Raw genomic sequence first — 21,814 nt, forward strand, 5'->3', positions numbered from 1 at the left:
GTTGAAGCCAAGGTCAAGGCCGAGGTCGAAGCCATGTGCGCACGCTTCCCGATGTATCCCAACCTGTAAGCGGTTGGGCATGAAAAAAGGCCGCGGCAGATGGTTGCCGCGGCCTGTCTTTTGGATTTGCCTGAGGTCAGATATCCAGCGTGTGCTCGCGTTCCCAATTGCTGAAATGGGTCACGAACGAGTTCCACTCCTGCAATTTCATCTTGATGAAGCTGGCCGAGAAGTCCGATCCCATGGTTTTCTTCAGCTCTTTGTCCTTGTCGTATTCGCGGATCGCATCCAGCATGTTCAACGGCAGCTTGGGCGCGCCGCGCACCTTGTGGCCCTCGGCATACATGTCGATGTCATAGCGTTTGCCGGGGTCGGCCTTGCTGCGGATGCCCGACAGACCGGCCGCGATGATGACCGCCTGCAACAGATAGGGGTTCACCGCCCCGTCGGGCAGGCGCAATTCAAACCGACCCGGTCCGGGGACGCGGACCATATGGGTGCGGTTGTTGCCGGTCCAAGTCACCGTGTTGGGCGCCCATGTGGCCCCTGACATGGTGCGCGGTGCGTTGATCCGCTTGTAGCTGTTCACCGTCGGGTTGGTGATCGCGGCCAATGCGCTTGCGTGTTTCATGATCCCGCCAAGAAAATGCTTGCCACGCTCTGACAGGCCGACCTCGCCGGTGGGGCCGTCGCCATCGCCAGCAAAGACATTGACCTTGGATGCATCGCCCGGCGCATCCCAGACCGAGATATGCGCGTGGCAGCCATTGCCGGTCAGCCCTTCGATGGGCTTGGGCATGAAAGTGGCGCGGAAGCCATGCTTTTCGGCGATGGACTTGGTCATGAACTTGAAGAACGAATGCCGATCAGCGGTCTTGAGAACGTCATCGTATTCCCAGTTCATTTCAAACTGGCCATTCGCATCCTCATGGTCGTTCTGGTAGGGGCCCCAGCCCAGTTCCAGCATGTAATCGCAGATTTCGCGGACCACCTCGTAGCGGCGCATCACCGCCTGTTGATCATAGCAGGGCTTGGCGGCGGTATCGAAAGGGTCGCTGATCTGGTCGCCTTCGGGCGTCAGCAAGAAAAACTCGGCCTCGATCCCGGTTTTGACATGCAGGCCTTCTTCGGCGGCCTCGTCAATCAGGCGGCGCAGCACGTTGCGCGGCGCTTGTGCGACGTCTTCGTCTTCCATCACGCAATTGCCCGCAACCCACGCCACCTCGGGTTTCCAAGGCAGTTGGATCACCGAGTCGGGGTCGGGCACGGCCAGCATGTCGGGATGCGCAGGCGTCATATCCAGCCATGTGGCGAACCCGGCAAAGCCAGCCCCGTCTTCCTGCATGTCGGCGATGGCCTGCGCCGGGACCAGCTTGGCGCGTTGGCCGCCAAACAGATCGGTGAAGGAGATCATGAAATACTTGACGCCTTTTTCTTGGGCGAATTTAGCCAGATCAACTGTCATTATGAGTGTATCCCTGTTCGTTGGTCTTTTTCGTTGTGATCGAAGAGGGGGGCGATTGCGCGTCGCCCCCCTTTGATATGCGAGTCCGGTGTCGTCAGAACCCTGCGCCGCTTTTGCCGGGCCACCAAGTGGTGCCGGCCAGTGGCACCTGCGCCATGGCCGCCGCCTCCATCGTTAGCGCGCACAGATCCTCGGGTTCAAGGTTGTGCAGGTCGTTATGCCCGCACGCCCGCGCGATGGTTTGCGCCTCAAGCGTCATGACGTTCAGGTAATTGCGCAACCGCCGCCCGGCATCCACCGGATCAAGCCGCTGTTGCAACTCGGGGTCTTGCGTGGTGATGCCCGCAGGGTCCAGACCCTCGTGCCAATCGTCATAGGCACCGGTGGTGGTGCCCAGCTTTTGATACTCGGCCTCCCATTTCGGGTCGTTGTCGCCAATGGCGACCATCGCCGCCGTGCCAATGCTGACCGCATCCGCGCCAAGCGCCATCGCCTTGGCCACATCGGCCCCGGTGCGGATGCCGCCCGACACGATCAGCTGCACTTCGCGGTGCACGCCCAGATCCTGCAGGGCCTGCACGGCAGGGCGGATACAGGCCAGCGTCGGCAGGCCGACATGTTCGATGAACACGTCTTGGGTGGCGGCGGTGCCACCTTGCATCCCGTCCAGCACGACCACGTCCGCCCCGGCCTTCACCGCCAGCGCGACGTCGTAATAGGGGCGGGTGCCGCCGACCTTGACGTAGATCGGTTTTTCCCATGCCGTGATCTCGCGCAGCTCAAGGATCTTGATTTCCAGATCGTCCGGCCCGGTCCAGTCCGGGTGGCGGCAGGCCGAGCGTTGGTCGATCCCCTTGGGCAGGTTGCGCATGTCGGCCACGCGGTCGCTGATTTTCTGACCCAACAGCATGCCGCCGCCACCGGGCTTGGCACCTTGGCCAACCACAACCTCAATTGCGTCGGCCTTGCGCAGGTCGTCGGGGTTCATGCCATAGCGCGAGGGCAGGTATTGATAGACCAGCTTGGTGGAATGGCCGCGTTCTTCGGGGGTCATGCCGCCATCACCGGTTGTGGTCGATGTGCCGGCCTCTGATGCGCCACGGCCCAAGGCCTCTTTCGCACGCCCTGACAGCGCCCCAAAGGACATGCCGGCAATGGTGATTGGAATATCCAGCTCGATCGGGTTCTTGGCGAAACGTGTGCCCAGTGTCACCTTGGTGTCGCAGCGTTCGCGGTAGCCTTCCAACGGATAGCGTGACACCGACGCCCCCAGAAACAGCAGGTCGTCGAAATGCGGCACCCGGCGTTTGGCGCCACCGCCCCGGATGTCGTAGATGCCGGTGGCCGCCGCACGGCGGATTTCGGCGTTGATCGGGTTGGAAAAGGTCGCCGACTGGATCGGTGTTGTCCGCGGAGGACCGTTTTTATCTATGTCTTTCACAGTCATGGCTCCCTCAATATGCGTTGTCGACTTTGAAGTTATAAAGCTGGCGGGCCGAGCCGTAGCGCTTGAATTCTTCTGGCTTGGCGTCACAGCCGCCACGCTCTAGCAGATCGCGCAGCAGGTCCAGATGTTCAGGCCGCATCTCTTTCTCGACGCAGTCGGCCCCCAACGATTTGACCGACCCGCGCACGAACAGGCGCGCCTCGTAGATCGAGTCGCCAAGCGCTTCGCCAGCATCGCCACACACTACAAGGTTTCCGGATTGGCCCATGAAAGCGGACATATGGCCGACATTGCCATGCACCACGATGTCGATGCCTTTCATAGAAATACCGCAGCGCGAGCTGGCATTGCCCTTGATGACAAGCGTTCCGCCGTTGCCAGTGGCACCTGCGTATTGCGAGGCGTCGCCGTCGATCACCACGGTGCCCGACATCATGTTTTCAGCCACACCCGGCCCAGCCGAGCCATACACATGAACGGTCGCCTGTTTGTTCATGCCACCGCAATAATAGCCGGTGGAGCCTTTGACATTCACCTCGATCGGCGCGTCTAGGCCCACCGCGATGGCATGGCTGCCGCGCGGGTTCACGATTTCCCAATGGGTCTGGTTCGTCTCGGAGGACTGGGCATGCAGCGCGGCGTTCAAACCGCGCAGCCCGTCGGCTTCAAGGTCATAGGTCTGCATTTACGCGGCCTTCTTGTTGGGGGTTGTGGTTTCGCCGTGGCGCCAGAAATACACCGTGGCGGGCTCGGGCTCCCAGACGCGGGCGTCTTCGATTCCCGGCAGGTTGACCAGCGCGCGGTATTCGGACCCGAAGGCCACGTATTGATCGGTTTCGGCCATCACAGCGGGTTTGCATGCAATCGGGTCGCGGACCACGCCAAAGCCGTCCTTGGTGCCGACCACGAAGTTAAAGAACCCGTCCAGATCGTCCAGCGAGTTTTCCAGCGCTTCGCCCAGCGTTGCGCCGTTCTGCATTTTCCATGTCAGGTAGGCGGCGGCGACTTCGCTGTCGTTCTTCGTTTCGACGTGGATGCCTTCGCGGTTTAGCTTGCGGCGCAACGAGTTGTGATTGGACAACGATCCGTTATGCACAAGGCACTGGTCGCTGCCGGTGTTGAACGGATGTGCGCCCATGGTGGTCACGGCGGATTCCGTCGCCATGCGGGTATGGCCAATGCCGTGCGATCCCGACATCGAGGCAATATCAAAGCGCGCCGCAACATCCTTGGGCAGGCCGACCTCTTTGTAGATTTCCAGCGTGTCGCCAAACGACATCACCCGCACGGTGGGGGCGACCTCTTTGAGTTGCTTGCGCAACTCTTCAGCCTTGCCCGCCGGGACGCTGAGCACCGCATGGGTGTCGCGGCGGGTCAGCGATACAGGGCCGCCCACCAGCGCCTTTACCTTGTCCGCCAGATCGGCAAAATCCTGATCCGGGGTCTCGGATTGCACCGTGACCTTTGAAACGCCCGCAGCGCCTTCGCCGTAGATGGCAATGCCTGCGCTGTCCGGTCCCCGGTCGGTCATGGTGATCAGCATGTCCGTCAACATAGCGCCCAACCGGGGCTCAAGCGCTTTGTCCTTCAAGAAAAGTCCAACAATTCCGCACATTAGGCGAGTCTCCGCTTTAGTGATTCTACCCGTCATGGGGTCTGCGTTGAGGCTAGCATCGAAAATTTGCCGCTGCAACTCAGATGAAAAAAAATTTCCTAAGGTGCAAGGGCGGGCATGGTGGCCCGCCCCCGCATTTCAATACCGTTCGACGCTTTGTTCGATCCGCTCATGGTCAAGCGCGCGTTGCTTGGCCTGCTCAAGATGTTTGTGTTCGCGCACGAACTGAATGCGGTGCCAGCCGATCCAGAACAGCACGCCAATCACCACCATCGGGAATTCCCATCCCTGTAGGGGGTAGATGGGGCCGACATCGGCCATATCCACGGCCCAGGATTCATAACCAATCGTAGACATAGTGAAGTCTCCTTATTCTGCGGCTGTCAGCTTTTTCGAAAGATGCTCTTTGTCGGCTTCGATGATCGCCTGTTTGGCGTCCTCGTAGGCGTGGTGCTCGGCGTAATCGAGCCCTTCAAGCTCAACCTCTTCGGGGATGCGCAGCACACCTGCCGCCTTTTGCAGCTTGGCCACGATGAACGCGGGCAAGAAGCCAAGGCCAAAGAACATGATGATCGCACCCAGAGTCTGGCCCAGCGGGTTGATGCTGGCATAGCCCTCATAAGGCGATGATGGCGCACCCCACAGGACGAACCCGGCAATCACCAGACCGACGACACCGGCATAGCCATGCACGGCCACGGCACCCACGGCGTCATCCAGCTTGAACTTGCGCTCGACCCAGAAGTGCAGGTTGTAGACAATCACAACGCCCACTGCGGCAATCAGCATCGCTTGCACCGGATGATACAGGTCGTTGCCCGCCGATGCGGTGATGATCCCGGCCAATCCGCCCGAGAAGGTCCAGAACGCATCGCCTTTGGACACGACATAAGCGGCCATCAGGCCACCCGACAGCGACATCAGGAAGTTGAAGGTGATCCCCGAAAGCGAGGTTGGCGCCAGATAGATGTTGGTGGCCGTCCATGTTGTGCCGGTGATTTCGCCGCCGATTCCCTCGGGCGAGATGACGGGCACATTGCATGCCGCGTAAAAGCCCCAAAAGCCGGTGTAGATCAGGAAAATCCCGATTGTCAGCATCCATGGGTTATGCGGCGGGATATCGCGCGGGCTGCCGTCTTTGGCAAATTTCCCAATCCGTGGCCCAAGCACCGCGATCACGCCAAGCGCATAGCCCCCGGCAATCGCGTGAATGACACCCGACGCATAGGCGTCGTGGTAGCCAAGGTATTTCACCATCCAGCCGCCATAGTGCCAGCCCCATGCCGCGTCGATGATCCACCACACCGAGCCGATCAACACCGCATGAACCCACAGCGCCGACGAGCGGATGCGCTCGATCACCGAACCGGACACGATTGAGGCCGCCGTCCACGAGAAAAGCAGGAACGCGGCCCAGAACACGCCTGTGATTCGATCCGCTGCGTTCGGGCCCATCGTTTCAGCCCAAGGTAGATTCGCCGCCCCCGCCTCAAGGTCGAGCCCGCCAAAGAACGGGAACATCGGAAAGGCCCAGTAAATCCACCACCCGAAGAAAAAGAAAGTCACGGTGACCAATGGGATCACCATGACGTTTTTCATAAGTGTATGCATATGGTTACGTCGACGGCTTGCGCCGACCTCATACATGCAGAATCCCACATGAATCAAAAACATGAAGACGACGGTGACCCAGTAGTAAAACTCGGTAAACACCGTCGTTAGCGCATTTAGATTGCCATCCATTTTCGGCTCCCTGTTTGGTTGTTTTATTATAATGAAAGTTTTTTTCCTGAAGTGTGACGGAGTTTTTCGAAGTGTGTCAAATTTTTTTGGAGCTCTCCGCGCGCAAATTGGGCGCTACGACCAGATTTTGGGCGCTACAGGAAAAGCGATTTTATGCCGACAAAGGTTTTCCCGGTAGGAAAAAAATCTGACCTTGGGTATTGATTTTTAGGGGCAGTTCGGTCTCAATATCGGAAAATTCAAAATAACAGGGAGACATGGAATGGCGATCATCTACAGAACATCCGCTTTGGCGCAGCGCCACGTGGAAATCGGCGCAGAGCTGGAAGATTGGAACGGCATGGGAACCGCGTGGTTCTACGACCATTCCGATGAGCGGGCCAAAGCCGATTACGAGGCGGTGCGCACCAAAGCCGGGCTGATGGATGTGTCGGGCCTCAAGAAAGTGCACCTCAGCGGGCCGCATGCCGCCGCCGTGATCGACCGCGCCACAACCCGCAATGTCGACAAATTGATGCCGGGCCGGGCCAGCTATGCCGCGATGCTGGATGATCGCGGGTTGTTCATCGACGACTGCGTGATCTATCGCCTGTCGGTCAACAACTGGCTGGTGGTCCATGGCACCGGAACGGGCCATGAAAGCCTTGCGATGGCCGCTTATGGCAAAAACGTTTCGATGCTGTTCGATGATGATCTGCACGACATGTCGTTGCAGGGGCCGGTGGCGGTTGATTTTCTGGCCAAGCACATCCCCGGCATTCGCGATCTGGCCTATTTCGGCATCATCCAGACCAAGCTCTTTGGCAAACCGGTGATGATCTCGCGCACCGGCTATACCGGTGAACGCGGCTACGAGATTTTCTGCGAAGCGCGCCACGCGATGGATTTGTGGGATGCCATTCTTGAGGATGGCAAGGATATGGGGATCGTCCCGGTCCAGTTCTCCACGCTCGATCTGCTGCGCACCGAAAGCTACCTGTTGTTCTTCCCCGGCGACAACTCGGAAACCTACCCGTTCCCCGATCAGCCCTGTGGCGACTCGCTGTGGGAATTGGGGCTGGATTTCACCGTATCGCCCGGCAAAACCGGTTTCCGCGGCGCGGAAAATCACTATGCGCTGAAGGGCAAGGAACGCTTCAAGATTTACGGCGTCAAACTGGAAGGCACCACACCCGCAAGTGAGGGGGCCGAGCTGTTGAAAGACGGCGAGGTGGTCGGCGTCGTGACCTTTGGCATGCATTCCGAGTTGAACGACCACAATGTCGGTATCGCCCGGATGCCGGTGGAGTGCGCCGTGCCGGGCACCAAGATGACGGTGCGCAACTCGGATGGCACCGAAATTCCTTGTGTTGCCGAGGAAATGCCCTTCTACGACAAGGACAAAAAAATCCGCACCGCCAAGGGCTGACACCGCAGCATGTAATAGGCACCGCCCCACGGCGGTGCCTTTTTTCCTTAAGACCCAATGGGAGTGACTGACCGAATGTCCAAATTCCAGTTCCCTGAAAGCATCCGCAGCCGTCCTGTCTATGGCACGCTAGAGCCGCGACCGGGCAAAGCGCATCTGATGATTGCCGATGCCGAAGGCGCCGAGGCGCTGATTGATCTGGCCGCCCAAGACGCCGATCTGATCCACGCGGCGCATATCATTTACATCCCGAAAAACACTGGCGAGACCTATGTCGAGAAACTGCGCGCGCTTGCGCCTGCGCAGCTGTATGTCGGCCCCAGTTACGAGGCATCGGTGCCCCGTATCCGCCGGGTGCTGTCGGATGCGCATATGGGCCTGCAAATCTATCTGGCGGGCACCGAAGGCCTGATGGGCCAAGCCATGAACGAGGCGATGCACGCCGGCATTCCGCATAGTGCGGTGCAGACCGAACACCGCGGCTCGGTCGCGCGGCGGATGCAGTGCGTGCATTGCAAGGGTATCACCGAAGACGTGATGACCGACCCTTTCGTGTGTTCACACTGCGGGCTGAACCTGTTTGTCCGCGATCACTATTCGCGCAGGCTGGCCGCGTTTCAAGGTGTCTGCGTCGATGCCGAAGACCCCGGCAATGTCCCCGAACCCGTGGAGTTGTACAAATGAGTGCTGCCCCCCAAAAAACCAAAGCCGGCGCCGAGAAGATCGACGTGACGGTCAGCGCAGTGGTCAAGCTGAACGCGCTTGTCACCCGGTTTGAATTTACCCGCACCGACGGCAAGGAGTTTCCGCCGTTTTCTGCAGGCGCGCATACAGTTGTCGAAATGAATGACGATGGTCGCACGCGCCTGAACCCCTATTCGCTGATGTCCGATCCGGCGGATCCGACGATCTATGCCATTTCCGTCCGCCGCGATGACGCAGGCCGGGGCGGATCGTTGTTCATGCATAACAACGTCAATGTCGGCGACCGCATGACGCTTAGCTATCCGGTCAACCTGTTCCCGCTGGACTTGCGCGGGCGCAAGCATGTCTTTCTTGCGGGCGGGATCGGGATCACCCCGTTCATGGCGATGATCGCCCATCTAGAGCGGATCAGCGCCCCGTGGGAAATGCACTATGCCTGCCGTAGCAAGGAGTTGGGCAGCTATGTTGACGAGCTGACAGGCAAATACCCCAGCAAGGTGCATGTCTATTTCGATGACCAAGACCAGAAACTCCCGCTTGAGGATTTGCTGGATGGTCAGCCGCTTGGCACGCATGTGTATGTCTGCGGGCCCAAGGGGATGATCAATTGGGTCCATAGCACAGCCGCCGCGCATGGTTGGCCGGAGGAGCACGTGCACTCCGAAGAGTTTCTGGCCCCGCAACCCGGCAAACCCTTCGAAGTGCGGCTGTGCAAATCCGACATCACCATTCAGGTGGGCGAAAACGAAAGCCTGCTTGAAGCGATCGAGCGCTGCGGCGTCGAGGCACCGTTCCTGTGCCGGGGTGGGGCCTGCGGGCAATGCGAAACCGATGTTGTCGAGGCCGATGGCACATTCGACCACCGCGATCACTGGCTGGACGATGAAGAACACGCCAGCGGCAAGAAAATCATGCCCTGCGTCAGCCGCTTTGTCGGCAAAACCCTTGTGCTGGACCGGTAAAGGAGAAAGCCATGACCATTCAATTCAACAAGGAAACCTTTCGCGACGATTATTCGTTCCGAAATTCGGATTGGGCGATCAAACGCTTTCCGTTCCCGTTCCACGAAGACAGCTACATGTATTCTGTCAACATGGAACAACATCGCGGCGGGCCCGAAGGCTCGGTTTATGAAAAACGCTTTGACGTGGACGAGCATTATGTGTCCGAAATGCAAGACCGCGCCCTTGTGCTGGCGGACGATCCGCTGCGCTGCCAGTCGCTGCCGCATATGACGCTGGCGGGGTGGGACACGCTGGAACTGATCATGGTCAGCAAATCCGAGGATTACCCTGACCTGTTCGAACTGGACCGCGACGGCGACCGCTGGCGGTGGATCAACAAGCCGATGGGCATCGACCATACTTTTACGTTTCTTGATGAAACCACGCTGCCATGCGGCCCGCTGGAATACATCACCCGGCAGGCGCAGGGCGATTTTGCCGTGCTCGATCAGCGCAATGATATGCTGTATATGGATGCGGGCATGGTCACGACACAGGCCGATTGGAGCCTTGATTTCGACATCGGCATGGATTTCTTTGAATGGCACGCGCCGGTGCCACTGGCGCATGAAATGGGCATTTTCAAGCGGGCGCTGAAATTCCTGCTCAACATCCAGCAGGGCGCCCCGGCGCGTCGTCTGAACTGGACCATGACGGTCAATCCGCTGCTGGATACCAGCCCGGAAAACTATCACAAATGGGGCGTGCAAAAAGCGACGCTGACGCCAGACAACATCGGGGCCAAGCAGCATTTGCGCGTTGAATTGCAAACGTTCTACCGCTTGCCGCGCTCAAACGCGCTGTTGTTCCCGATCCGCTGCTACCTGATCGCGTTTCAGGATATCGTCACCATCCCGAAATGGGGCCGCCGCCTGCATCGCGTGGTCCGCGATCTGCCCGAGGAGTTGGCCGACTACAAAGGCTTTATCGACAACCGTCCACTGATGCTGGATTACCTGAGCAAATTCGATGATGGCCTGCCCACATCCGCCGGCGTATGGCCTGATCTGGACACAGAACCACCCCTTAGCAAATAAGACCCGACCAAACCAAAACCGGCCACACCTTCGGGATGTGGCCGGTTTTTTTGTGACCGCGGGGCAGGATCAGGTTTTTTGCTGTGGATAACAGATAATCGACAGATACCGGATCGGCAATTCAACCAGACGCTCGGGCCCGTGCGGCGCGTCGGCATCAAAAAACAGCGTGTCTCCAGCTTCCATCGGATAGATTTCCTTGCCGTGCAGGTAATCGACCTTGCCTTCCAGCATATAAATCATCTCGATTCCGCTGTGCTGGAACGTGTTGAACGTGTCGGACTCCTTGGTTAGCGTCAGCAGATACGGCTCGACGATCACGCCGCTGGCATTCGATCCGATATGCCCCAGCAGGTTGTATTGATGCCCGGCGCGGGTGCCATCCCGTTCAATCTCGACGCCTTCACCGGCCTTTGTCAGAATGGCCTCGCGTTTTTCTTCGTATCCCCGGAAGAAAGCAGTCAGCGGCACCGACAGGGCATCGGCCAATGTTTGCAGCGTGGTCAGCGACGGCGAGGTGTTGCCGTTTTCAATCTTTGACAACATGCCGATGGACAGGTCCGTCAGCCGCGACAACTCGGCCACGGTGATCCCCTGTTGCTTGCGAAAGGCGCGCACCTCTCGGCCGATGGCGACCTCAAGCACTTTTTCACGTTCTTCGCGCAGGCGGTGCGGGTCTTGATCAAGTTTGGTCACAGGCGGGGGCGCGACAGCGGTCATGGAGTGTCCTCAAACAGTCTGGCCGCCATCAGCGGCGTATAAGGTGTTACGCAATTTGAATATTCGCAAAGATATATATTTTCTTCATCTGAGTAAACATTGTGCGCTGTCAGGGGCCTGATACGTAGCGTCACCCTTTGTGGGCCTGTAAATCTTGCCCGAAGGCGCGTTTTCAAAAGGCCCACCTGCGACGGGCAGGGGTGTGGTGTGTGGTCACAGCGTGCGGAATGCGGGATCACTCGTCTTTCAAAAGACGGTCGGCCTTTTTGCGCACCAAAACGGTGCGCAGGTCATGCATCGCCAACAACAGCGCGTCGGTGACGTTGTCCAATTGCTCGTCCGTGGCGCGCGATTGCGCCCAGTGGGTGGTTTGGTTCAGGTAGTCAACGGCGCGGTGGATGTCGTCGATATCGCGCGCGGCCAGCAGCTCGATGCGCTCGTCCATCCATTCTTTGATGATGTTCAGATCTTCTTTTGACAATTCCCGGTCGCCATGCGGCTTGATCTGGCCGTTGCGCGTGTTGACCACCGCAATTTGATCCATATCGATCCGCCGCTGCCGATTTTCAGTATCTACGCGGAATACGAAAGCGCCGTTTTCGCGCACTCTGAAATAATAATCCGGCAAGTCTCCGGCCATCGTCCCCGCCCTTACTGTTACGTCATTGCGGCGCAGAACCCTTGAATTCGGCCGCAGGCCTCTTTCAGGGCCTCATCCGCCGTAGCGTAGCTGACGCGGAACGCCGGGGAAAGCCCGAAGGCCGCGCCGAACACCACCGCCACGCCGGTTTCTTCAAGCAATGCGGTGGCAAACGCCTCGTCATTGGTGATCTTTGCGCCGCCCGCACTGGTCTTGCCGATCAGCCCTGTGATCGACGGATAGACATAAAACGCGCCTTCGGGCACCGGGCATTCCATACCGTCGATGGCGTTCAGCATGCCCACCACCAAATCGCGGCGGCGCTTGAAAATCTGGTTGTTGGACGTGATGAAGTCTTGGGGGCCGCTTAGCGCTTCGATCGCGGCCCATTGGCTGATCGTGCAGGGGTTCGAGGTGCTCTGCGATTGTATCTTGCGCATGCCCCCAATCAGCACCTCGGGCCCGGCGGCATAGCCGATCCGCCAGCCGGTCATCGCATAGGCCTTGCTGACACCGTTGCAGGTCAGCGTGCGATCGTAAAGCGCGGGTTCCACCTGCGCGGGCGTGCAGAATTCGAAATCGTCATAGGCCAGATGTTCATACATGTCGTCCGTCATGACCCAGACATGCGGATGCCGCATCAGCACATCGGTCAGCGCCTTCAACTCATCCCATGAATATCCCGCGCCGGTGGGATTGCTGGGCGAGTTGAAGATGAACCAACGGGTTTTCGGCGTGATTGCGGCCTCTAACGCCTCGGGCGTCAGCTTGAACCCGCTTTCAATCCCGGCTGGCACCACCACCGGTTCGCCGCCCGCCAAAAGCACCATGTCGGGGTAGCTGACCCAATAAGGCGCGGGGATGATCACCTCGTCACCGGGGTTCAGCGTGGCCATCAGCGCGTTGTACAAGATCTGTTTGCCGCCGGTGCCAACGCTGACTTGCGCGGGCGTATAGTCTAACCCGTTGTCGCGCTTGAACTTGGCGCAGATCGCCTCTTTCAACTCGGGGATGCCATCGGGGGGCGTGTATTTTGTCTTGCCTTCTTCGATGGCGCGAATGCCTGCGGCCTTGATATTGTCGGGGGTGTCGAAATCCGGCTCGCCCGCGCCAAGGCCGATCACGTCATGTCCCGCGCGGCGCATCTCGGCGGCTTTCGAGGTGACCGCGATTGTCGGGGACGGTTTGACGCGCGATAATGTCGCGGAAAGAGGGTTCATGACGCGCTCCGGTTTGTATAGCGTTGGTGAATGTCTTAGGGTCTGCCGCACGGCGGATCAAGCACCCTGCACGGATGACGCGAAAGGATACCGAGATGAACGAGAATTCCACCGAAGGCTGGTTCGACCCCGATGCAACCACATTTGGCGACCGTGTTGCTGGTGCGCGCGAACAGGCCGGGATGACGCAGCAGGAATTGGCCAAGCGCCTTGGCGTCAAGCTGAAGACGCTGAAGGGTTGGGAAAACGATCTGAGCGAGCCGCGCGCCAACAAGCTGTCGATGATGGCGGGGCTGTTGAACGTGTCGCTGCTGTGGCTGCTGTCGGGCGAGGGCAATGGCCCAGATGCCCCCTCGGACGAGGGTGAACTGTCGCGCGATGTGACAGAAATGCTCACCGAAATCCGCGATATCCGCACGCATCTGATCCAGTATACCGACCGCTTGGGCCGGCTGGAAAAAAGCCTGCGCTCCAAACTTAAGGATGAGGCCAGTGGCTGAAGATCGTCAGACCCGTGTGAAGCGTTTGTATATGCGGTCGATACGGCGGGGCATCAAGGAGATGGACATCATCCTGCGCCGCTATGCGGACGCCCGTCTTGACGCGTTGCCCGAGGCGCAATTGGACATTTATGATCAGTTGTTGTCGGAAAACGATCAAGATCTTTATCAATGGGTGACGGGGCAGGTGACGGCCCCCGATCCTTTTGCGGCCCTGATCGCCGAGATCGCCGAAGTCTCGGATGCCTCCCGGTAATCCCGCGTCAAAATAAATCGCATTTTAGCCGTCTTTGCTGCGGTTTACGGATTTTTCGCCATTTTCACTCAGTGTCTGTGCCAACATGCACCGCACGGAGATGAAAATGACTTTGCAAACACCGATGAAGTCCCCTGATCTTCAGGGGTTCATGGCTGGGTATCTTGAGGCGCTATCGCTGGTGGAACGGCTGCACCGGCTGTTGCTGGATGTGATCAAGGATGAATTCGAACGGGTCGGTGTTCTGGAGGTGAACGCGGTTCAGGCGCTGTTGATGTTCAATATCGGCGATAACGAAGTGACCGCCGGTGAACTCAAGACACGCGGATATTATCAGGGCAGCAACGTCAGCTATAACCTCAAGAAACTGGTGGACATGGGGTATATGCACCACCAGCGCTGCGAGATTGACCGCCGGTCCGTGCGGGTGCGGCTGACGGCGCGTGGCCGCGAGGTGCGCGATGTCGTCGCCGATCTGTTCGAGCGGCATGCCGACGGTTTGCAAGGCAAGGGGGTTCTGGGCACTGATGGAATTGATCAGATCACCGCCGCGCTGCGCCGAGTGGAACGTTACTGGACCGATCAAATCCGATATATCTACTGATCATCGTCCAGCGGCCCGGCCCGCATCCGATAGTGCCGGGCTGGCCACTTCGCGCAGTAGCTTGCGGCGCATGGCACGCGCGACATCGTCAAAGTCCTGCGCCGTTTCCACAAACGCGCCGCGCCCACGGATGACATGCGCTTGAAAATACGCCTCAAGCGTTTTCACGTTGCTCAGATCCTTAGTTGTGTTGGCCCGGCTATTCGGCCCGATCACCAAAGCGTTGATCGTGATGTCGCCCAGATCGGCATCGGCGATATCGCGGGGATGCGGCCCGCGATTGGCCGGGCCATCGCCCGAGATATCCAGCGTTTTTTGCCAACAGTCGGGCTGCCGCGCCAACAGCTCGGCCCCGTGCAGCATTGCCGTTCCAATTGCCGTGGCGGGGTCATCATACAGGCTGGTCGTGGTCTCAAGCCGCTGTGCGATCCGGTCCAGATCATCGGCGTTTTCAATGGCTTGCCAGCCCGCCAATATCCGTTGTTGTCCCTGTCCGGCCCACTCGTAGACCAGCAGGCGCACGGGCACCTGTGGCATCGCCAGAAACGCCCGCCTGACGTCGGGATCGCGCAACGCCGATGCCACACCATCCAGTTGCAACCGGTATTCGCGCCCATCGACCGAGCCTGAAACATCCACCCCAAGCGCCAGCGCCTGACGGCACTGCGCCTGCGCGGCCGAAACGCTTAGCCCAAGCGCAAAAGCGATCAGCGCAATCAGGCCCCGCCCCGTCATCCCGGTGCGCCTTCTGCAGGCCTCGGACCTGCGCCCAGAACCATATCGTTGATCTCACGATATAATTTGCGGGCCATGGCGGCTTCGAAATCCTCAAAGCCGGTGGCCACCTCAACAAAGGCATTGCGCCCTCGGATCACTTGGCTGCGGTAGAAATCCAGAACCTCGGGGTCATGCCCCAAAATGACCAGGCCATTCACCGTGACGCCCGACAGTGGGAAATGCTTGTAGGCCAGACGCGGGCCGAACCCTTCGTTGTTCACCCCGTCGCCCGATACATCAATCACCCGGCGCGCGCAGTCTGGGCCGCGCTGCAACATCTGCGCGCCGTAACCCAAACCATAGCCCATAGCCGTCGGGTGCATCCGCTCGGCCCTGTCCCCCCGGGCCAGTGCCGCCACCGCCCGGTCGATATCATCCGGGCCGCGCAGTGCCAGCCAATCCAGCAGAACCCGCTGCTTGTAGCGCCCACTCCATTCATACGCGGCCAGCGCCACATACCCCTGACCGCCCTGCAAAATTGCATGCCGCACGTCCGGCGCGTTCAACGCCACCGCCAACCCGGTGCGTTGCAGGCGGTATTCCACGTCATCCACCGATGACGACATATCCACCGCCAATACCAACGCAAGACGACAGGCCGCCCCGGCAAACCCCGCCCAGACGGCCCAGACCAGCCCGGACAGGGCGGCCAGTCTTACCAATGGCCCGTGTTTTCCATGCTGGCCCATGGCTCTTGCGGCTCTTGCGCATCGCCCTGTTGCAACAGCTCGATCGAGATATTGTCGGGGCTGCGCACAAAGGCCATGCGCCCGTCGCGGGGGGGGCGATTGATGGTCACGCCATTGTCCTGCAAATGCTGGCACATGGCATAGATATCCTCGACCTCATAGGCCAGATGCCCGAAATGGCGGCTGTCCGAGGGCAGCCCCTCATCGCCATCCCAGTTCCATGTCAGCTCCACCGGGCATTCTTCTTGGCCCTCGGGGGCCATGAACACCAAAGTGAAGCGCCCCGCCTCGACGTCGATGCGCCGGGTCTCTTTCAGACCCAGAAGGGCGTAGAATTTCATGCTTTCGTCAAGGTCCTTCACTCGGACCATCGTATGCAGATACCTGATGCGCATTATATGCCTCCGTTCATATAGTTCCCTGTCACAATAGACCCGCGCCGCCACATGTCGAGCCGCGCGCGCGAATCTGCGTGTGCCGCACCCGATATTGCCGTTTCCACTCGGATGCCCCGCAAGATATAGTGACCTCCGACTCGCGTCGCATCGAAAGGATTCGCCATGCCCCTGACCCCTGACCAACAGGCCGAAATCGACACCCTGCGCAGCCAGCCGCAAGACACCCTGCGCGCCGTGTCGCCAGGGATGGAACGCCATCTATACACCGCGTATCCGGTGCTGGACCACGGGTTTGTGCGGGTGGTCGATTACATGGGCGACGATGCTGCCATCTGTCAGGCCGCGCGCGTCAGTTACGGCAAGGGCACCAAATCGGTCAGCAATGACGAGGGGCTGATCCGCTACCTTATGCGCCACTGGCATTCGACCCCGTTCGAGATGTGCGAGATCAAGCTGCACGTCAAACTGCCGGTATTCGTGGCCCGCCAATGGATCCGCCACCGCACCGCCAACGTCAATGAATACTCGGCGCGGTATTCGATCCTTGATCGTGAATTCTATATTCCGGCCCCCGATGCACTGGCCGCGCAATCGACCACCAACAATCAGGGGCGGGGCGCCGCGCTTGAGGGCGAGGAAGCCGACCGCGTGCTGCGCATCCTGCAAGACGACGCGATGCGCTGCTATGACAATTACGAGGCGATGATCTCCGAGGACGGGCAACAGGGGCTGGCGCGCGAACTGGCCCGCATGAACCTGCCCGCCAATATCTATACGCAATGGTATTGGAAGGTCGATCTGCACAACCTGTTGCATTTCCTGCGCCTGCGCGCCGATACCCACGCCCAATACGAAATCCGCGTTTATGCCGATGAAATCTGCAAAATCGTCGCCGATTGGGTGCCCGCCGCCTATCGCGCCTTCGAAGATTACCGCATGGGTGGTGCAAACCTGTCGGCCAAGGGCCTCGACTGCATCCGCCGGATGCTGAAGGGCGAAGAGGTGACCCAAGAAAGCTCGGGCATGAGCAAGGGCGAGTGGCGCGAGTTTCAGGAGTTGGTGGGCTAGGGCCCATCGACGACCCGTAGGGTGCGCATTCATGCGCACCGCTCACCCTCGACAATCCGCGCCAAAGCCGCCGCGTGGGGGCGCGTCGGCTTTGGCGCGGCGGGCCTGCGGCCCTCGCGTCCGCGCATTTGGGTAAGCGTGGTCAATTAGCCCCACACGCTCAGATTGTTTCGCCCTCGCGCCTGTCCGGCCGCAAAAGGTTTGACAGAAGCGGGGGACCGGGTACCATTATAATCAGTGTCCCGATTTTGTCCGAGTGTTTTCAAGAGGTTCCCTATGCGTTTTCCCCTCTCCGCCGCCCTTCTGGCCGCTGTCATCGCGGCTCCGGCTGCCGCCCAAGGGCCAAAAACCTGCGCCGTCCCGTCGCATACAAATTATTGCCCGTCCGGGTTGCAGCCGATCACGATGAACGGGGTCATCTGCTGCGGCAAACCCAACCAAAGCCAGACGTATCAACAGGTGATGCAGCACCCGGTTCCCAAGGCCCGTCACCACATGCGCCATCATCGCAGCGTTGGCACCTGCGCCGAGGGTGTGAAGGGCTGCTACTGAGCGCAGCACATAAAGTGGCGGCGTCATCGCGCCGCCACGGATATTTGTGAAAAGTGCTTGGGTTACAAAAGCCTGAGGTCTGAAGCCATTTCCCGACCGTCGCGGCCTTCTTGTAATTCGTACCCGACCTTTTGATTATCCGCGAGGCCCGTCAGCCCCGACCGTTCGACCGCCGAAATATGAACGAAAACGTCCTTATCGCCTTGGTCCGGTTCGATAAAACCATATCCCTTGGTGGTGTTAAACCATTTCACGGTGCCTGTTGGCATGCCGTTTCTCCTTCTTCACTTCGCGTCCCCGGATGTATGCCGGGCCATGTGCTGCCCTGTTCAAGTCCTTGATCCGGCGTTGGAAAATCCAAGGCAGATCGGCGTTTGACCACTGCAGCGCAAATAATGATTACACGGGCCATGTAAAAAGCAAGCAAAACCCCCGTGACGGCCAACGCTCTGCCCGTTAATCAAGCACGCGAAAGGGAGTGCGCCATGATTCTGTATGGTTTGAAAACCTGTGACACCTGCCGCAAGGCTTTGAAATCACTGCCAGATGCGACATTCGTCGATGTCCGCGCCGATGGTGTGCCGCAAGATGTGTTGCAGGCCGCGCATGCGCAGTTCGGTGTGGCGCTGCTCAACACACGGTCAACCACATGGCGTGGTCTGGATGCGCAGCAGCGACAGCGTAACCCGTTGGATTTGTTGGCGGATCACCCAACATTGATGAAGCGCCCGCTGATCGAATCGCAGGGCCAGCTTTATTTGGGGTGGGGCAAGGATGTGCAGGCGGCCTTGCTTGGATAAGGCGGCGATCATCCCTATGTCGGTCTTGTCGCAACCCCGGAGGTGTCATGCGTAACGCAGCTTTAACCCTTGGACTGATCGGCGGCTTGTTTGCCATGCTGATCGGGTTTTTCAGTTTTGGCTACACGGAATTTATCAATGAGTTTGGAGAGGTAGAGGGCCTGGCCCAACAAGTGGACCGTGTCGGCCTGATCCGCGCTGTCAGCTTTCTGGCCCCGCTTTTGGCCATCGCCGGGGCGGGCATGGCCAAGGTCCGGGCGCTTTGGGGGGGTGTCCTGATGCTGATTTCTGCCGCCGCCATGCTCTATGCCTTCGATTTTGGCGTGTTCACCATGTTTCCCATTGGGTTTACGGCGCTTGGTGGTGTTTTTGCCCTTGCTGCGGGGAAACCGGATGAGCCGAAGGCGCATTTCTGACCAACAGCCGGTCCACCGACAGCGCGCCGGCACCTTTCACCATCGGCACCAATAGAAGAAATACCCACAAGGCGCGTTGATCAAGGATCAGCGCGTCTGGCACTTTGTCAAACCACGCGCCCACGGTGGCAGGCTCGGCAATCGCGCCGTGTCCGTAAAGATCGGTCAGGGTTTGCACAACGACAAAGCCAATCATGCCAAGCGCGGCAAAGCGAGTCAGCAGCCCGATTACGATCAGCGCGGGCAAGGTAAACTCGGCCCAAGTGCCCGCCAACACGATCAGCGTGTGAAACAGGTTGAGTTGTGAGGGATCATAGCCCGCCGCCTCCATCGCGCGAGGAAATATCTGCGCATAGGCTCCGGCACTTGGGGTGAACAGGCCAAACAAACCGTCGCCCAGTTTTGTCAGCGCCGAGACCCAGAAATACGCCAAGAAAACCGCCGCAAAAATCGCCCGCGCGATTAGGGGCAGCAAGCCATCGGCGTGGCCTAGATAGGCGGACCATCTGTAATATGTGGATAGGATCGTGGTCATGGCTTACTCCGTCGTGATGATGTCGGTGATGGCGTTTTGGTGCAGCAAAACCGCCAGCATGGTTTGCAGGGCAAAACCGGGGGCCGCGTAGCTGGCTTTCTCTAGGGCTGTGGCAAATGGAGCCCCGCTGTGCAGGGCTGCGATGAATGCCGCGCCGCCTGCGGGCAGAACCGTCAGCACCGGGTCAAACTCGGGCCGGGTGATCAGCACGTCTTGCGCGACTGCGGGCGGCTTGGGTGCGCCCTGTTCGGTGGCGTAGCGCCAGATCGCATGCACAGGCCATGCGGATTGGATCACTTGCAGCGCCGGGGCCAGCGTGATTATCGCGTCGCCCAATGCCTTGGGTGGGATGGTGGCAATCTGGTCGGGGCGCACCGGTGCCGCATCGGCGGCGTGGTAGGCTTGGCGCTGTGCTTGCTCTAGCCGTGCGACATCGGCCAAATATCCGATATGCGCAAGCGGTTGAAACCCCTCCAGAAATGCAGGAAACGCCCCGCCGTACTGCATCAGCATCGGTGTGTCAGGCGGATGGGTGCGCAAAAACTGCCCGGCCACGGTTTTGAACCTGTCGTGTCCGATCAGGCTTTGCACTGCGGGAAAGCCAACCTCAAGCGCGTCTGTCAGGCTAGCGGCCACGTTGTTGCGGTACACATCGAAACGCCGCCCTGCCGGATGTCCTGCACCGTCGCTCAGGCCTTTGGGAACCGGCTGTGTCGCGCCAAGAAGCGCGGCATGGAAGCTGTCTTGGGTCACGCTCATGCTGGCACCTTGGCCAAAGCCTTCGCCGCGCGCCGCGCTTCGGCGGCCAAAAGCGGCCAGTTTGGCACATTGGCATCCCATTCGATCAACACAGGGCGCGGGCCGGTCTGCGCCAGCGTATAATCCAGCAGCGCCCAGACCGGATCGGCCACCTCGCGCCCGTGGCTGTCGATCAGCAAGGGCGCGCCGTGATCGTCGTGATCCTCGTCATGGCCGCCAAGGTGAATTTCACCGACGCGGTCCAATGGGAACGCATCAATATAGGCACGCGGGTCAAGGCGCAGATTGGTGGCGGAAATGAACACGTTGTTCACATCCAGCAACAGCCCACAGGCAGTGCGCCGGGTCAACTCAGCCAAAAACTCGGTTTCGCAATAGGTGCTTTCGTCGAAGGCCAGATAGCTTGAGGGGTTTTCCAAAAGCATGGGCCGACCCAGTGTATTCTGGACCTCGTCGATATGGTCGGCGACGCGTGTCAGTGTGGCATCTGTATAGGGCAGGGGTAAAAGATCATTCAGGAAATGGCTGTCATGGGTGGACCATGCCAGATGTTCGGAAAAACTAGCCGGTTGCAGCCAGTCGCACAGTGTCTTGAGACGCGCCAAGTGAGCGGCGTCAAGGCGGCCTTCACCGCCGATCGACAGGCCCACGCCGTGAACCGATATGGCAAAGCGTTCGGCCAGATGGCGCAGTTGCGCCAAGGGGCGGCCCCCATCGCCCATGTAGTTTTCAGCATGAATTTCCAACCATTCGACAGGCTGCGCGTTGGCAAGAATATCGTTGAAATGCTGTGGCTTGTAGCCAACGCCGGGCGCGGCGGGCAAATGCGACAAGGGGCGGGACATATCCAACATAGCAAACCTCGGGAACTCGGGGGACGGGCAGGGAAACAGGATGCGCGGTATCTGCCGCACACCCTGATTTCGCTCAGGACGGCAGGTCGCGGTTCAATTCTTCAAGGCTGCCCTGACGCGCTGTGCCGTCGGCCATATCGGGCAGGTCGATTTCGGCGCATGTGCCTTTGTCGACCAGTGTCCAGGCGTTGCCCTGATAATCCACGGTCGAGCTACCGGCACATGTCGTGCCTGCGCCTGCTTTGCAGTCGTTTTGACCAGCAAGCGATACGCCATAGCACTTTTCCTTGGCGCCTTCGGCCGTGGCTGTCGTGGCATGCGCGCCAAGGGCTGCGGTCATGGCGCCAGCGATGGCAAGGGTCTTCATGGTGTTCGACATCGGGTGTCTCCCTCAACTTTTGAAATCAAGTCGCGTCAATTCGCGACATGTTGAGGGTAGCGGGGCTGTCAGAACACACGCTATTCACGAGACCGTCAAACACGCAGGCGTTAAAGCGCGTGAATTTTGTGAAAGTTTCACAAGACAAAGAAAACGAAGGGAAATTCAAAAATTGCGGGGCGGCGCATTTTGGTTTGCCATGCGCCGCCCCGTCAAAAAAGGC

At 59.4% G+C, this 21,814-nt stretch carries 28 protein-coding genes; 11 read left to right on the top strand and 17 right to left on the bottom strand.

Annotated features, from left to right (window positions below):
• Positions 1 to 136: 136 nt before the first annotated feature.
• From glnT to HAT86_RS02400, 6 genes are all read right to left on the bottom strand, one after another.
• A complete protein-coding gene (gene glnT / locus HAT86_RS02375) occupies positions 137 to 1,465 on the bottom strand; it encodes a type III glutamate--ammonia ligase (protein ID WP_167193017.1) in 1,329 nt (442 codons plus the stop codon).
• A gap of 94 nt (positions 1,466 to 1,559) precedes the next feature.
• Positions 1,560 to 2,912, bottom strand: coding sequence for an FMN-binding glutamate synthase family protein (locus HAT86_RS02380; RefSeq protein WP_196780484.1), 1,353 nt, complete (start codon positions 2,910 to 2,912; stop codon positions 1,560 to 1,562).
• Positions 2,913 to 2,919: 7 nt separating this feature from the next.
• Positions 2,920 to 3,597 carry a GltB/FmdC/FwdC-like GXGXG domain-containing protein gene (locus HAT86_RS02385; RefSeq protein WP_167193020.1) on the bottom strand — a complete coding sequence of 226 codons (678 nt, stop codon included), beginning with the start codon at positions 3,595 to 3,597 and terminating at the stop codon, positions 2,920 to 2,922.
• Entirely contained in the window at positions 3,598 to 4,527 is a 930-nt protein-coding gene (locus tag HAT86_RS02390; RefSeq protein WP_167193022.1) for a class II glutamine amidotransferase, read from the bottom strand.
• Between the two features lie 138 nt (positions 4,528 to 4,665).
• Positions 4,666 to 4,884, bottom strand: coding sequence for a hypothetical protein (locus HAT86_RS02395; RefSeq protein ID WP_167193024.1), 219 nt, complete (start codon positions 4,882 to 4,884; stop codon positions 4,666 to 4,668).
• A 12-nt stretch (positions 4,885 to 4,896) separates the two neighbouring features.
• Positions 4,897 to 6,270 (bottom strand): ammonium transporter, encoded by a 1,374-nt coding sequence (locus HAT86_RS02400; protein ID WP_167193025.1) that lies wholly within the window; start codon positions 6,268 to 6,270, stop codon positions 4,897 to 4,899.
• Between the two features lie 262 nt (positions 6,271 to 6,532).
• Between HAT86_RS02400 and HAT86_RS02405 the strand changes: the two genes are divergently transcribed.
• From HAT86_RS02405 to HAT86_RS02420, 4 genes are read left to right on the top strand one after another with little or no spacing between them, the layout of a single operon-like run.
• Complete coding sequence (locus HAT86_RS02405; RefSeq protein ID WP_167193027.1) at positions 6,533 to 7,678, top strand: aminomethyltransferase family protein; 1,146 nt, start codon at positions 6,533 to 6,535, stop codon at positions 7,676 to 7,678.
• A gap of 57 nt (positions 7,679 to 7,735) precedes the next feature.
• Positions 7,736 to 8,362 carry a dimethylamine monooxygenase subunit DmmA gene (gene dmmA / locus HAT86_RS02410; RefSeq protein ID WP_167193029.1) on the top strand — a complete coding sequence of 209 codons (627 nt, stop codon included), beginning with the start codon at positions 7,736 to 7,738 and terminating at the stop codon, positions 8,360 to 8,362.
• On the top strand, positions 8,359 to 9,345 hold the full coding sequence (locus tag HAT86_RS02415; RefSeq protein WP_167193031.1) for a PDR/VanB family oxidoreductase: 987 nt from the start codon (positions 8,359 to 8,361) through the stop codon (positions 9,343 to 9,345). The genes dmmA and HAT86_RS02415 overlap by 4 nt, the downstream gene beginning before the upstream one ends.
• Positions 9,346 to 9,356: 11 nt before the next feature.
• Complete coding sequence (locus HAT86_RS02420; protein ID WP_167193033.1) at positions 9,357 to 10,424, top strand: heme-dependent oxidative N-demethylase family protein; 1,068 nt, start codon at positions 9,357 to 9,359, stop codon at positions 10,422 to 10,424.
• A 69-nt stretch (positions 10,425 to 10,493) separates the two neighbouring features.
• Here the strand turns inward: HAT86_RS02420 and HAT86_RS02425 are convergent, their stop codons facing one another.
• The 3 genes from HAT86_RS02425 to HAT86_RS02435 all read right to left on the bottom strand — a co-directional run bounded on the left by HAT86_RS02425 (position 10,494) and on the right by HAT86_RS02435 (position 13,004).
• Positions 10,494 to 11,144, bottom strand: a complete 651-nt coding sequence (locus tag HAT86_RS02425) for a helix-turn-helix domain-containing protein (RefSeq protein ID WP_167193035.1) — start codon at positions 11,142 to 11,144, stop codon at positions 10,494 to 10,496.
• A gap of 235 nt (positions 11,145 to 11,379) precedes the next feature.
• Positions 11,380 to 11,784 carry a hypothetical protein gene (locus HAT86_RS02430; protein WP_167193037.1) on the bottom strand — a complete coding sequence of 135 codons (405 nt, stop codon included), beginning with the start codon at positions 11,782 to 11,784 and terminating at the stop codon, positions 11,380 to 11,382.
• A 17-nt stretch (positions 11,785 to 11,801) separates the two neighbouring features.
• A complete protein-coding gene (locus tag HAT86_RS02435; protein WP_167193039.1) occupies positions 11,802 to 13,004 on the bottom strand; it encodes a pyridoxal phosphate-dependent aminotransferase in 1,203 nt (400 codons plus the stop codon).
• 95 nt (positions 13,005 to 13,099) lie between these two features.
• Between HAT86_RS02435 and HAT86_RS02440 the strand changes: the two genes are divergently transcribed.
• The 3 genes from HAT86_RS02440 to HAT86_RS02450 all read left to right on the top strand — a co-directional run bounded on the left by HAT86_RS02440 (position 13,100) and on the right by HAT86_RS02450 (position 14,364).
• Positions 13,100 to 13,504, top strand: coding sequence for a helix-turn-helix domain-containing protein (locus HAT86_RS02440; protein WP_167193041.1), 405 nt, complete (start codon positions 13,100 to 13,102; stop codon positions 13,502 to 13,504).
• Positions 13,488 to 13,760, top strand: coding sequence for an FAD assembly factor SdhE (locus tag HAT86_RS02445; RefSeq protein ID WP_167193043.1), 273 nt, complete (start codon positions 13,488 to 13,490; stop codon positions 13,758 to 13,760). The genes HAT86_RS02440 and HAT86_RS02445 overlap by 17 nt, the downstream gene beginning before the upstream one ends.
• Positions 13,761 to 13,866: 106 nt before the next feature.
• Positions 13,867 to 14,364: a MarR family winged helix-turn-helix transcriptional regulator gene (locus HAT86_RS02450; protein WP_196780485.1), complete on the top strand. Its 498-nt coding sequence runs from the start codon at positions 13,867 to 13,869 to the stop codon at positions 14,362 to 14,364.
• Here the strand turns inward: HAT86_RS02450 and HAT86_RS02455 are convergent, their stop codons facing one another.
• Genes HAT86_RS02455 through HAT86_RS02465 form a run of 3 tightly spaced genes read right to left on the bottom strand, consistent with a single transcriptional unit; the run spans position 14,365 to position 16,225 of the window.
• Positions 14,365 to 15,099 (bottom strand): DUF1194 domain-containing protein, encoded by a 735-nt coding sequence (locus HAT86_RS02455; RefSeq protein ID WP_167193047.1) that lies wholly within the window; start codon positions 15,097 to 15,099, stop codon positions 14,365 to 14,367.
• Positions 15,096 to 15,803 carry a DUF1194 domain-containing protein gene (locus HAT86_RS02460; RefSeq protein ID WP_231125794.1) on the bottom strand — a complete coding sequence of 236 codons (708 nt, stop codon included), beginning with the start codon at positions 15,801 to 15,803 and terminating at the stop codon, positions 15,096 to 15,098. The genes HAT86_RS02455 and HAT86_RS02460 overlap by 4 nt, the downstream gene beginning before the upstream one ends.
• The gene (locus HAT86_RS02465) at positions 15,797 to 16,225 is read right to left on the bottom strand and encodes a VOC family protein (protein ID WP_167193051.1); all 429 of its coding nucleotides are present in this window, start codon (positions 16,223 to 16,225) and stop codon (positions 15,797 to 15,799) included. Before HAT86_RS02465 ends, HAT86_RS02460 begins: the two co-directional genes overlap by 7 nt.
• A gap of 165 nt (positions 16,226 to 16,390) precedes the next feature.
• Between HAT86_RS02465 and thyX the strand changes: the two genes are divergently transcribed.
• Complete coding sequence (gene thyX / locus HAT86_RS02470; RefSeq protein ID WP_167193053.1) at positions 16,391 to 17,296, top strand: FAD-dependent thymidylate synthase; 906 nt, start codon at positions 16,391 to 16,393, stop codon at positions 17,294 to 17,296.
• A gap of 276 nt (positions 17,297 to 17,572) precedes the next feature.
• Positions 17,573 to 17,848: a hypothetical protein gene (locus HAT86_RS02475; RefSeq protein WP_196780486.1), complete on the top strand. Its 276-nt coding sequence runs from the start codon at positions 17,573 to 17,575 to the stop codon at positions 17,846 to 17,848.
• A 62-nt stretch (positions 17,849 to 17,910) separates the two neighbouring features.
• On the opposite strand, the gene HAT86_RS02480 is transcribed toward HAT86_RS02475, so the two are convergent.
• Positions 17,911 to 18,117, bottom strand: coding sequence for a cold-shock protein (locus HAT86_RS02480; protein ID WP_167193054.1), 207 nt, complete (start codon positions 18,115 to 18,117; stop codon positions 17,911 to 17,913).
• 216 nt (positions 18,118 to 18,333) lie between these two features.
• Between HAT86_RS02480 and HAT86_RS02485 the strand changes: the two genes are divergently transcribed.
• The gene (locus HAT86_RS02485) at positions 18,334 to 18,648 is read left to right on the top strand and encodes an arsenate reductase family protein (RefSeq protein ID WP_167193056.1); all 315 of its coding nucleotides are present in this window, start codon (positions 18,334 to 18,336) and stop codon (positions 18,646 to 18,648) included.
• A 47-nt stretch (positions 18,649 to 18,695) separates the two neighbouring features.
• Positions 18,696 to 19,064 carry a hypothetical protein gene (locus HAT86_RS02490; RefSeq protein WP_167193058.1) on the top strand — a complete coding sequence of 123 codons (369 nt, stop codon included), beginning with the start codon at positions 18,696 to 18,698 and terminating at the stop codon, positions 19,062 to 19,064.
• Here the strand turns inward: HAT86_RS02490 and HAT86_RS02495 are convergent.
• The 4 genes from HAT86_RS02495 to HAT86_RS02510 all read right to left on the bottom strand — a co-directional run bounded on the left by HAT86_RS02495 (position 18,997) and on the right by HAT86_RS02510 (position 21,591).
• Positions 18,997 to 19,599, bottom strand: coding sequence for a DoxX family protein (locus HAT86_RS02495; RefSeq protein WP_167193060.1), 603 nt, complete (start codon positions 19,597 to 19,599; stop codon positions 18,997 to 18,999). The genes HAT86_RS02490 and HAT86_RS02495 overlap by 68 nt on opposite strands.
• A gap of 3 nt (positions 19,600 to 19,602) precedes the next feature.
• A complete protein-coding gene (locus HAT86_RS02500) occupies positions 19,603 to 20,358 on the bottom strand; it encodes an HvfC/BufC N-terminal domain-containing protein (protein ID WP_167193061.1) in 756 nt (251 codons plus the stop codon).
• Positions 20,355 to 21,212 (bottom strand): MNIO family bufferin maturase, encoded by an 858-nt coding sequence (bufB, locus tag HAT86_RS02505; protein WP_167193063.1) that lies wholly within the window; start codon positions 21,210 to 21,212, stop codon positions 20,355 to 20,357. The genes HAT86_RS02500 and bufB overlap by 4 nt, the downstream gene beginning before the upstream one ends.
• Before the next feature lie 73 nt (positions 21,213 to 21,285).
• On the bottom strand, positions 21,286 to 21,591 hold the full coding sequence (locus HAT86_RS02510; RefSeq protein ID WP_167193065.1) for a BufA1 family periplasmic bufferin-type metallophore: 306 nt from the start codon (positions 21,589 to 21,591) through the stop codon (positions 21,286 to 21,288).
• Positions 21,592 to 21,814: the final 223 nt, after the last annotated feature.

The sequence above is a fragment of the Roseovarius gahaiensis genome (assembly GCF_011601345.1).
Lineage (GTDB): Bacteria > Pseudomonadota > Alphaproteobacteria > Rhodobacterales > Rhodobacteraceae > Roseovarius > Roseovarius gahaiensis.

Excerpts from the sequence above, each read along its gene's own strand:
- HAT86_RS02445 (WP_167193043.1), top strand. The coding sequence starts at position 13,488 with ATGAGGCCAGTGGCTGAAGATCGTCAGACCCGTGTGAAGCGTTTGTAT.
- glnT (WP_167193017.1), bottom strand. The coding sequence starts at position 1,465 with ATGACAGTTGATCTGGCTAAATTCGCCCAAGAAAAAGGCGTCAAGTAT.
- HAT86_RS02425 (WP_167193035.1), bottom strand. The coding sequence starts at position 11,144 with ATGACCGCTGTCGCGCCCCCGCCTGTGACCAAACTTGATCAAGACCCG.
- HAT86_RS02440 (WP_167193041.1), top strand. The coding sequence starts at position 13,100 with ATGAACGAGAATTCCACCGAAGGCTGGTTCGACCCCGATGCAACCACA.
- HAT86_RS02455 (WP_167193047.1), bottom strand. The coding sequence starts at position 15,099 with ATGACGGGGCGGGGCCTGATTGCGCTGATCGCTTTTGCGCTTGGGCTA.
- HAT86_RS02400 (WP_167193025.1), bottom strand. The coding sequence starts at position 6,270 with ATGGATGGCAATCTAAATGCGCTAACGACGGTGTTTACCGAGTTTTAC.
- dmmA (WP_167193029.1), top strand. The coding sequence starts at position 7,736 with ATGGGAGTGACTGACCGAATGTCCAAATTCCAGTTCCCTGAAAGCATC.
- HAT86_RS02495 (WP_167193060.1), bottom strand. The coding sequence starts at position 19,599 with ATGACCACGATCCTATCCACATATTACAGATGGTCCGCCTATCTAGGC.
- HAT86_RS02450 (WP_196780485.1), top strand. The coding sequence starts at position 13,867 with ATGACTTTGCAAACACCGATGAAGTCCCCTGATCTTCAGGGGTTCATG.
- HAT86_RS02485 (WP_167193056.1), top strand. The coding sequence starts at position 18,334 with ATGATTCTGTATGGTTTGAAAACCTGTGACACCTGCCGCAAGGCTTTG.
- HAT86_RS02430 (WP_167193037.1), bottom strand. The coding sequence starts at position 11,784 with ATGGCCGGAGACTTGCCGGATTATTATTTCAGAGTGCGCGAAAACGGC.
- HAT86_RS02420 (WP_167193033.1), top strand. The coding sequence starts at position 9,357 with ATGACCATTCAATTCAACAAGGAAACCTTTCGCGACGATTATTCGTTC.
- HAT86_RS02405 (WP_167193027.1), top strand. The coding sequence starts at position 6,533 with ATGGCGATCATCTACAGAACATCCGCTTTGGCGCAGCGCCACGTGGAA.
- HAT86_RS02380 (WP_196780484.1), bottom strand. The coding sequence starts at position 2,912 with ATGACTGTGAAAGACATAGATAAAAACGGTCCTCCGCGGACAACACCG.
- thyX (WP_167193053.1), top strand. The coding sequence starts at position 16,391 with ATGCCCCTGACCCCTGACCAACAGGCCGAAATCGACACCCTGCGCAGC.
- bufB (WP_167193063.1), bottom strand. The coding sequence starts at position 21,212 with ATGTTGGATATGTCCCGCCCCTTGTCGCATTTGCCCGCCGCGCCCGGC.
- HAT86_RS02465 (WP_167193051.1), bottom strand. The coding sequence starts at position 16,225 with ATGCGCATCAGGTATCTGCATACGATGGTCCGAGTGAAGGACCTTGAC.
- HAT86_RS02475 (WP_196780486.1), top strand. The coding sequence starts at position 17,573 with ATGCGTTTTCCCCTCTCCGCCGCCCTTCTGGCCGCTGTCATCGCGGCT.
- HAT86_RS02385 (WP_167193020.1), bottom strand. The coding sequence starts at position 3,597 with ATGCAGACCTATGACCTTGAAGCCGACGGGCTGCGCGGTTTGAACGCC.
- HAT86_RS02395 (WP_167193024.1), bottom strand. The coding sequence starts at position 4,884 with ATGTCTACGATTGGTTATGAATCCTGGGCCGTGGATATGGCCGATGTC.
- HAT86_RS02435 (WP_167193039.1), bottom strand. The coding sequence starts at position 13,004 with ATGAACCCTCTTTCCGCGACATTATCGCGCGTCAAACCGTCCCCGACA.
- HAT86_RS02480 (WP_167193054.1), bottom strand. The coding sequence starts at position 18,117 with ATGCCAACAGGCACCGTGAAATGGTTTAACACCACCAAGGGATATGGT.
- HAT86_RS02500 (WP_167193061.1), bottom strand. The coding sequence starts at position 20,358 with ATGAGCGTGACCCAAGACAGCTTCCATGCCGCGCTTCTTGGCGCGACA.
- HAT86_RS02510 (WP_167193065.1), bottom strand. The coding sequence starts at position 21,591 with ATGTCGAACACCATGAAGACCCTTGCCATCGCTGGCGCCATGACCGCA.
- HAT86_RS02390 (WP_167193022.1), bottom strand. The coding sequence starts at position 4,527 with ATGTGCGGAATTGTTGGACTTTTCTTGAAGGACAAAGCGCTTGAGCCC.
- HAT86_RS02490 (WP_167193058.1), top strand. The coding sequence starts at position 18,696 with ATGCGTAACGCAGCTTTAACCCTTGGACTGATCGGCGGCTTGTTTGCC.
- HAT86_RS02415 (WP_167193031.1), top strand. The coding sequence starts at position 8,359 with ATGAGTGCTGCCCCCCAAAAAACCAAAGCCGGCGCCGAGAAGATCGAC.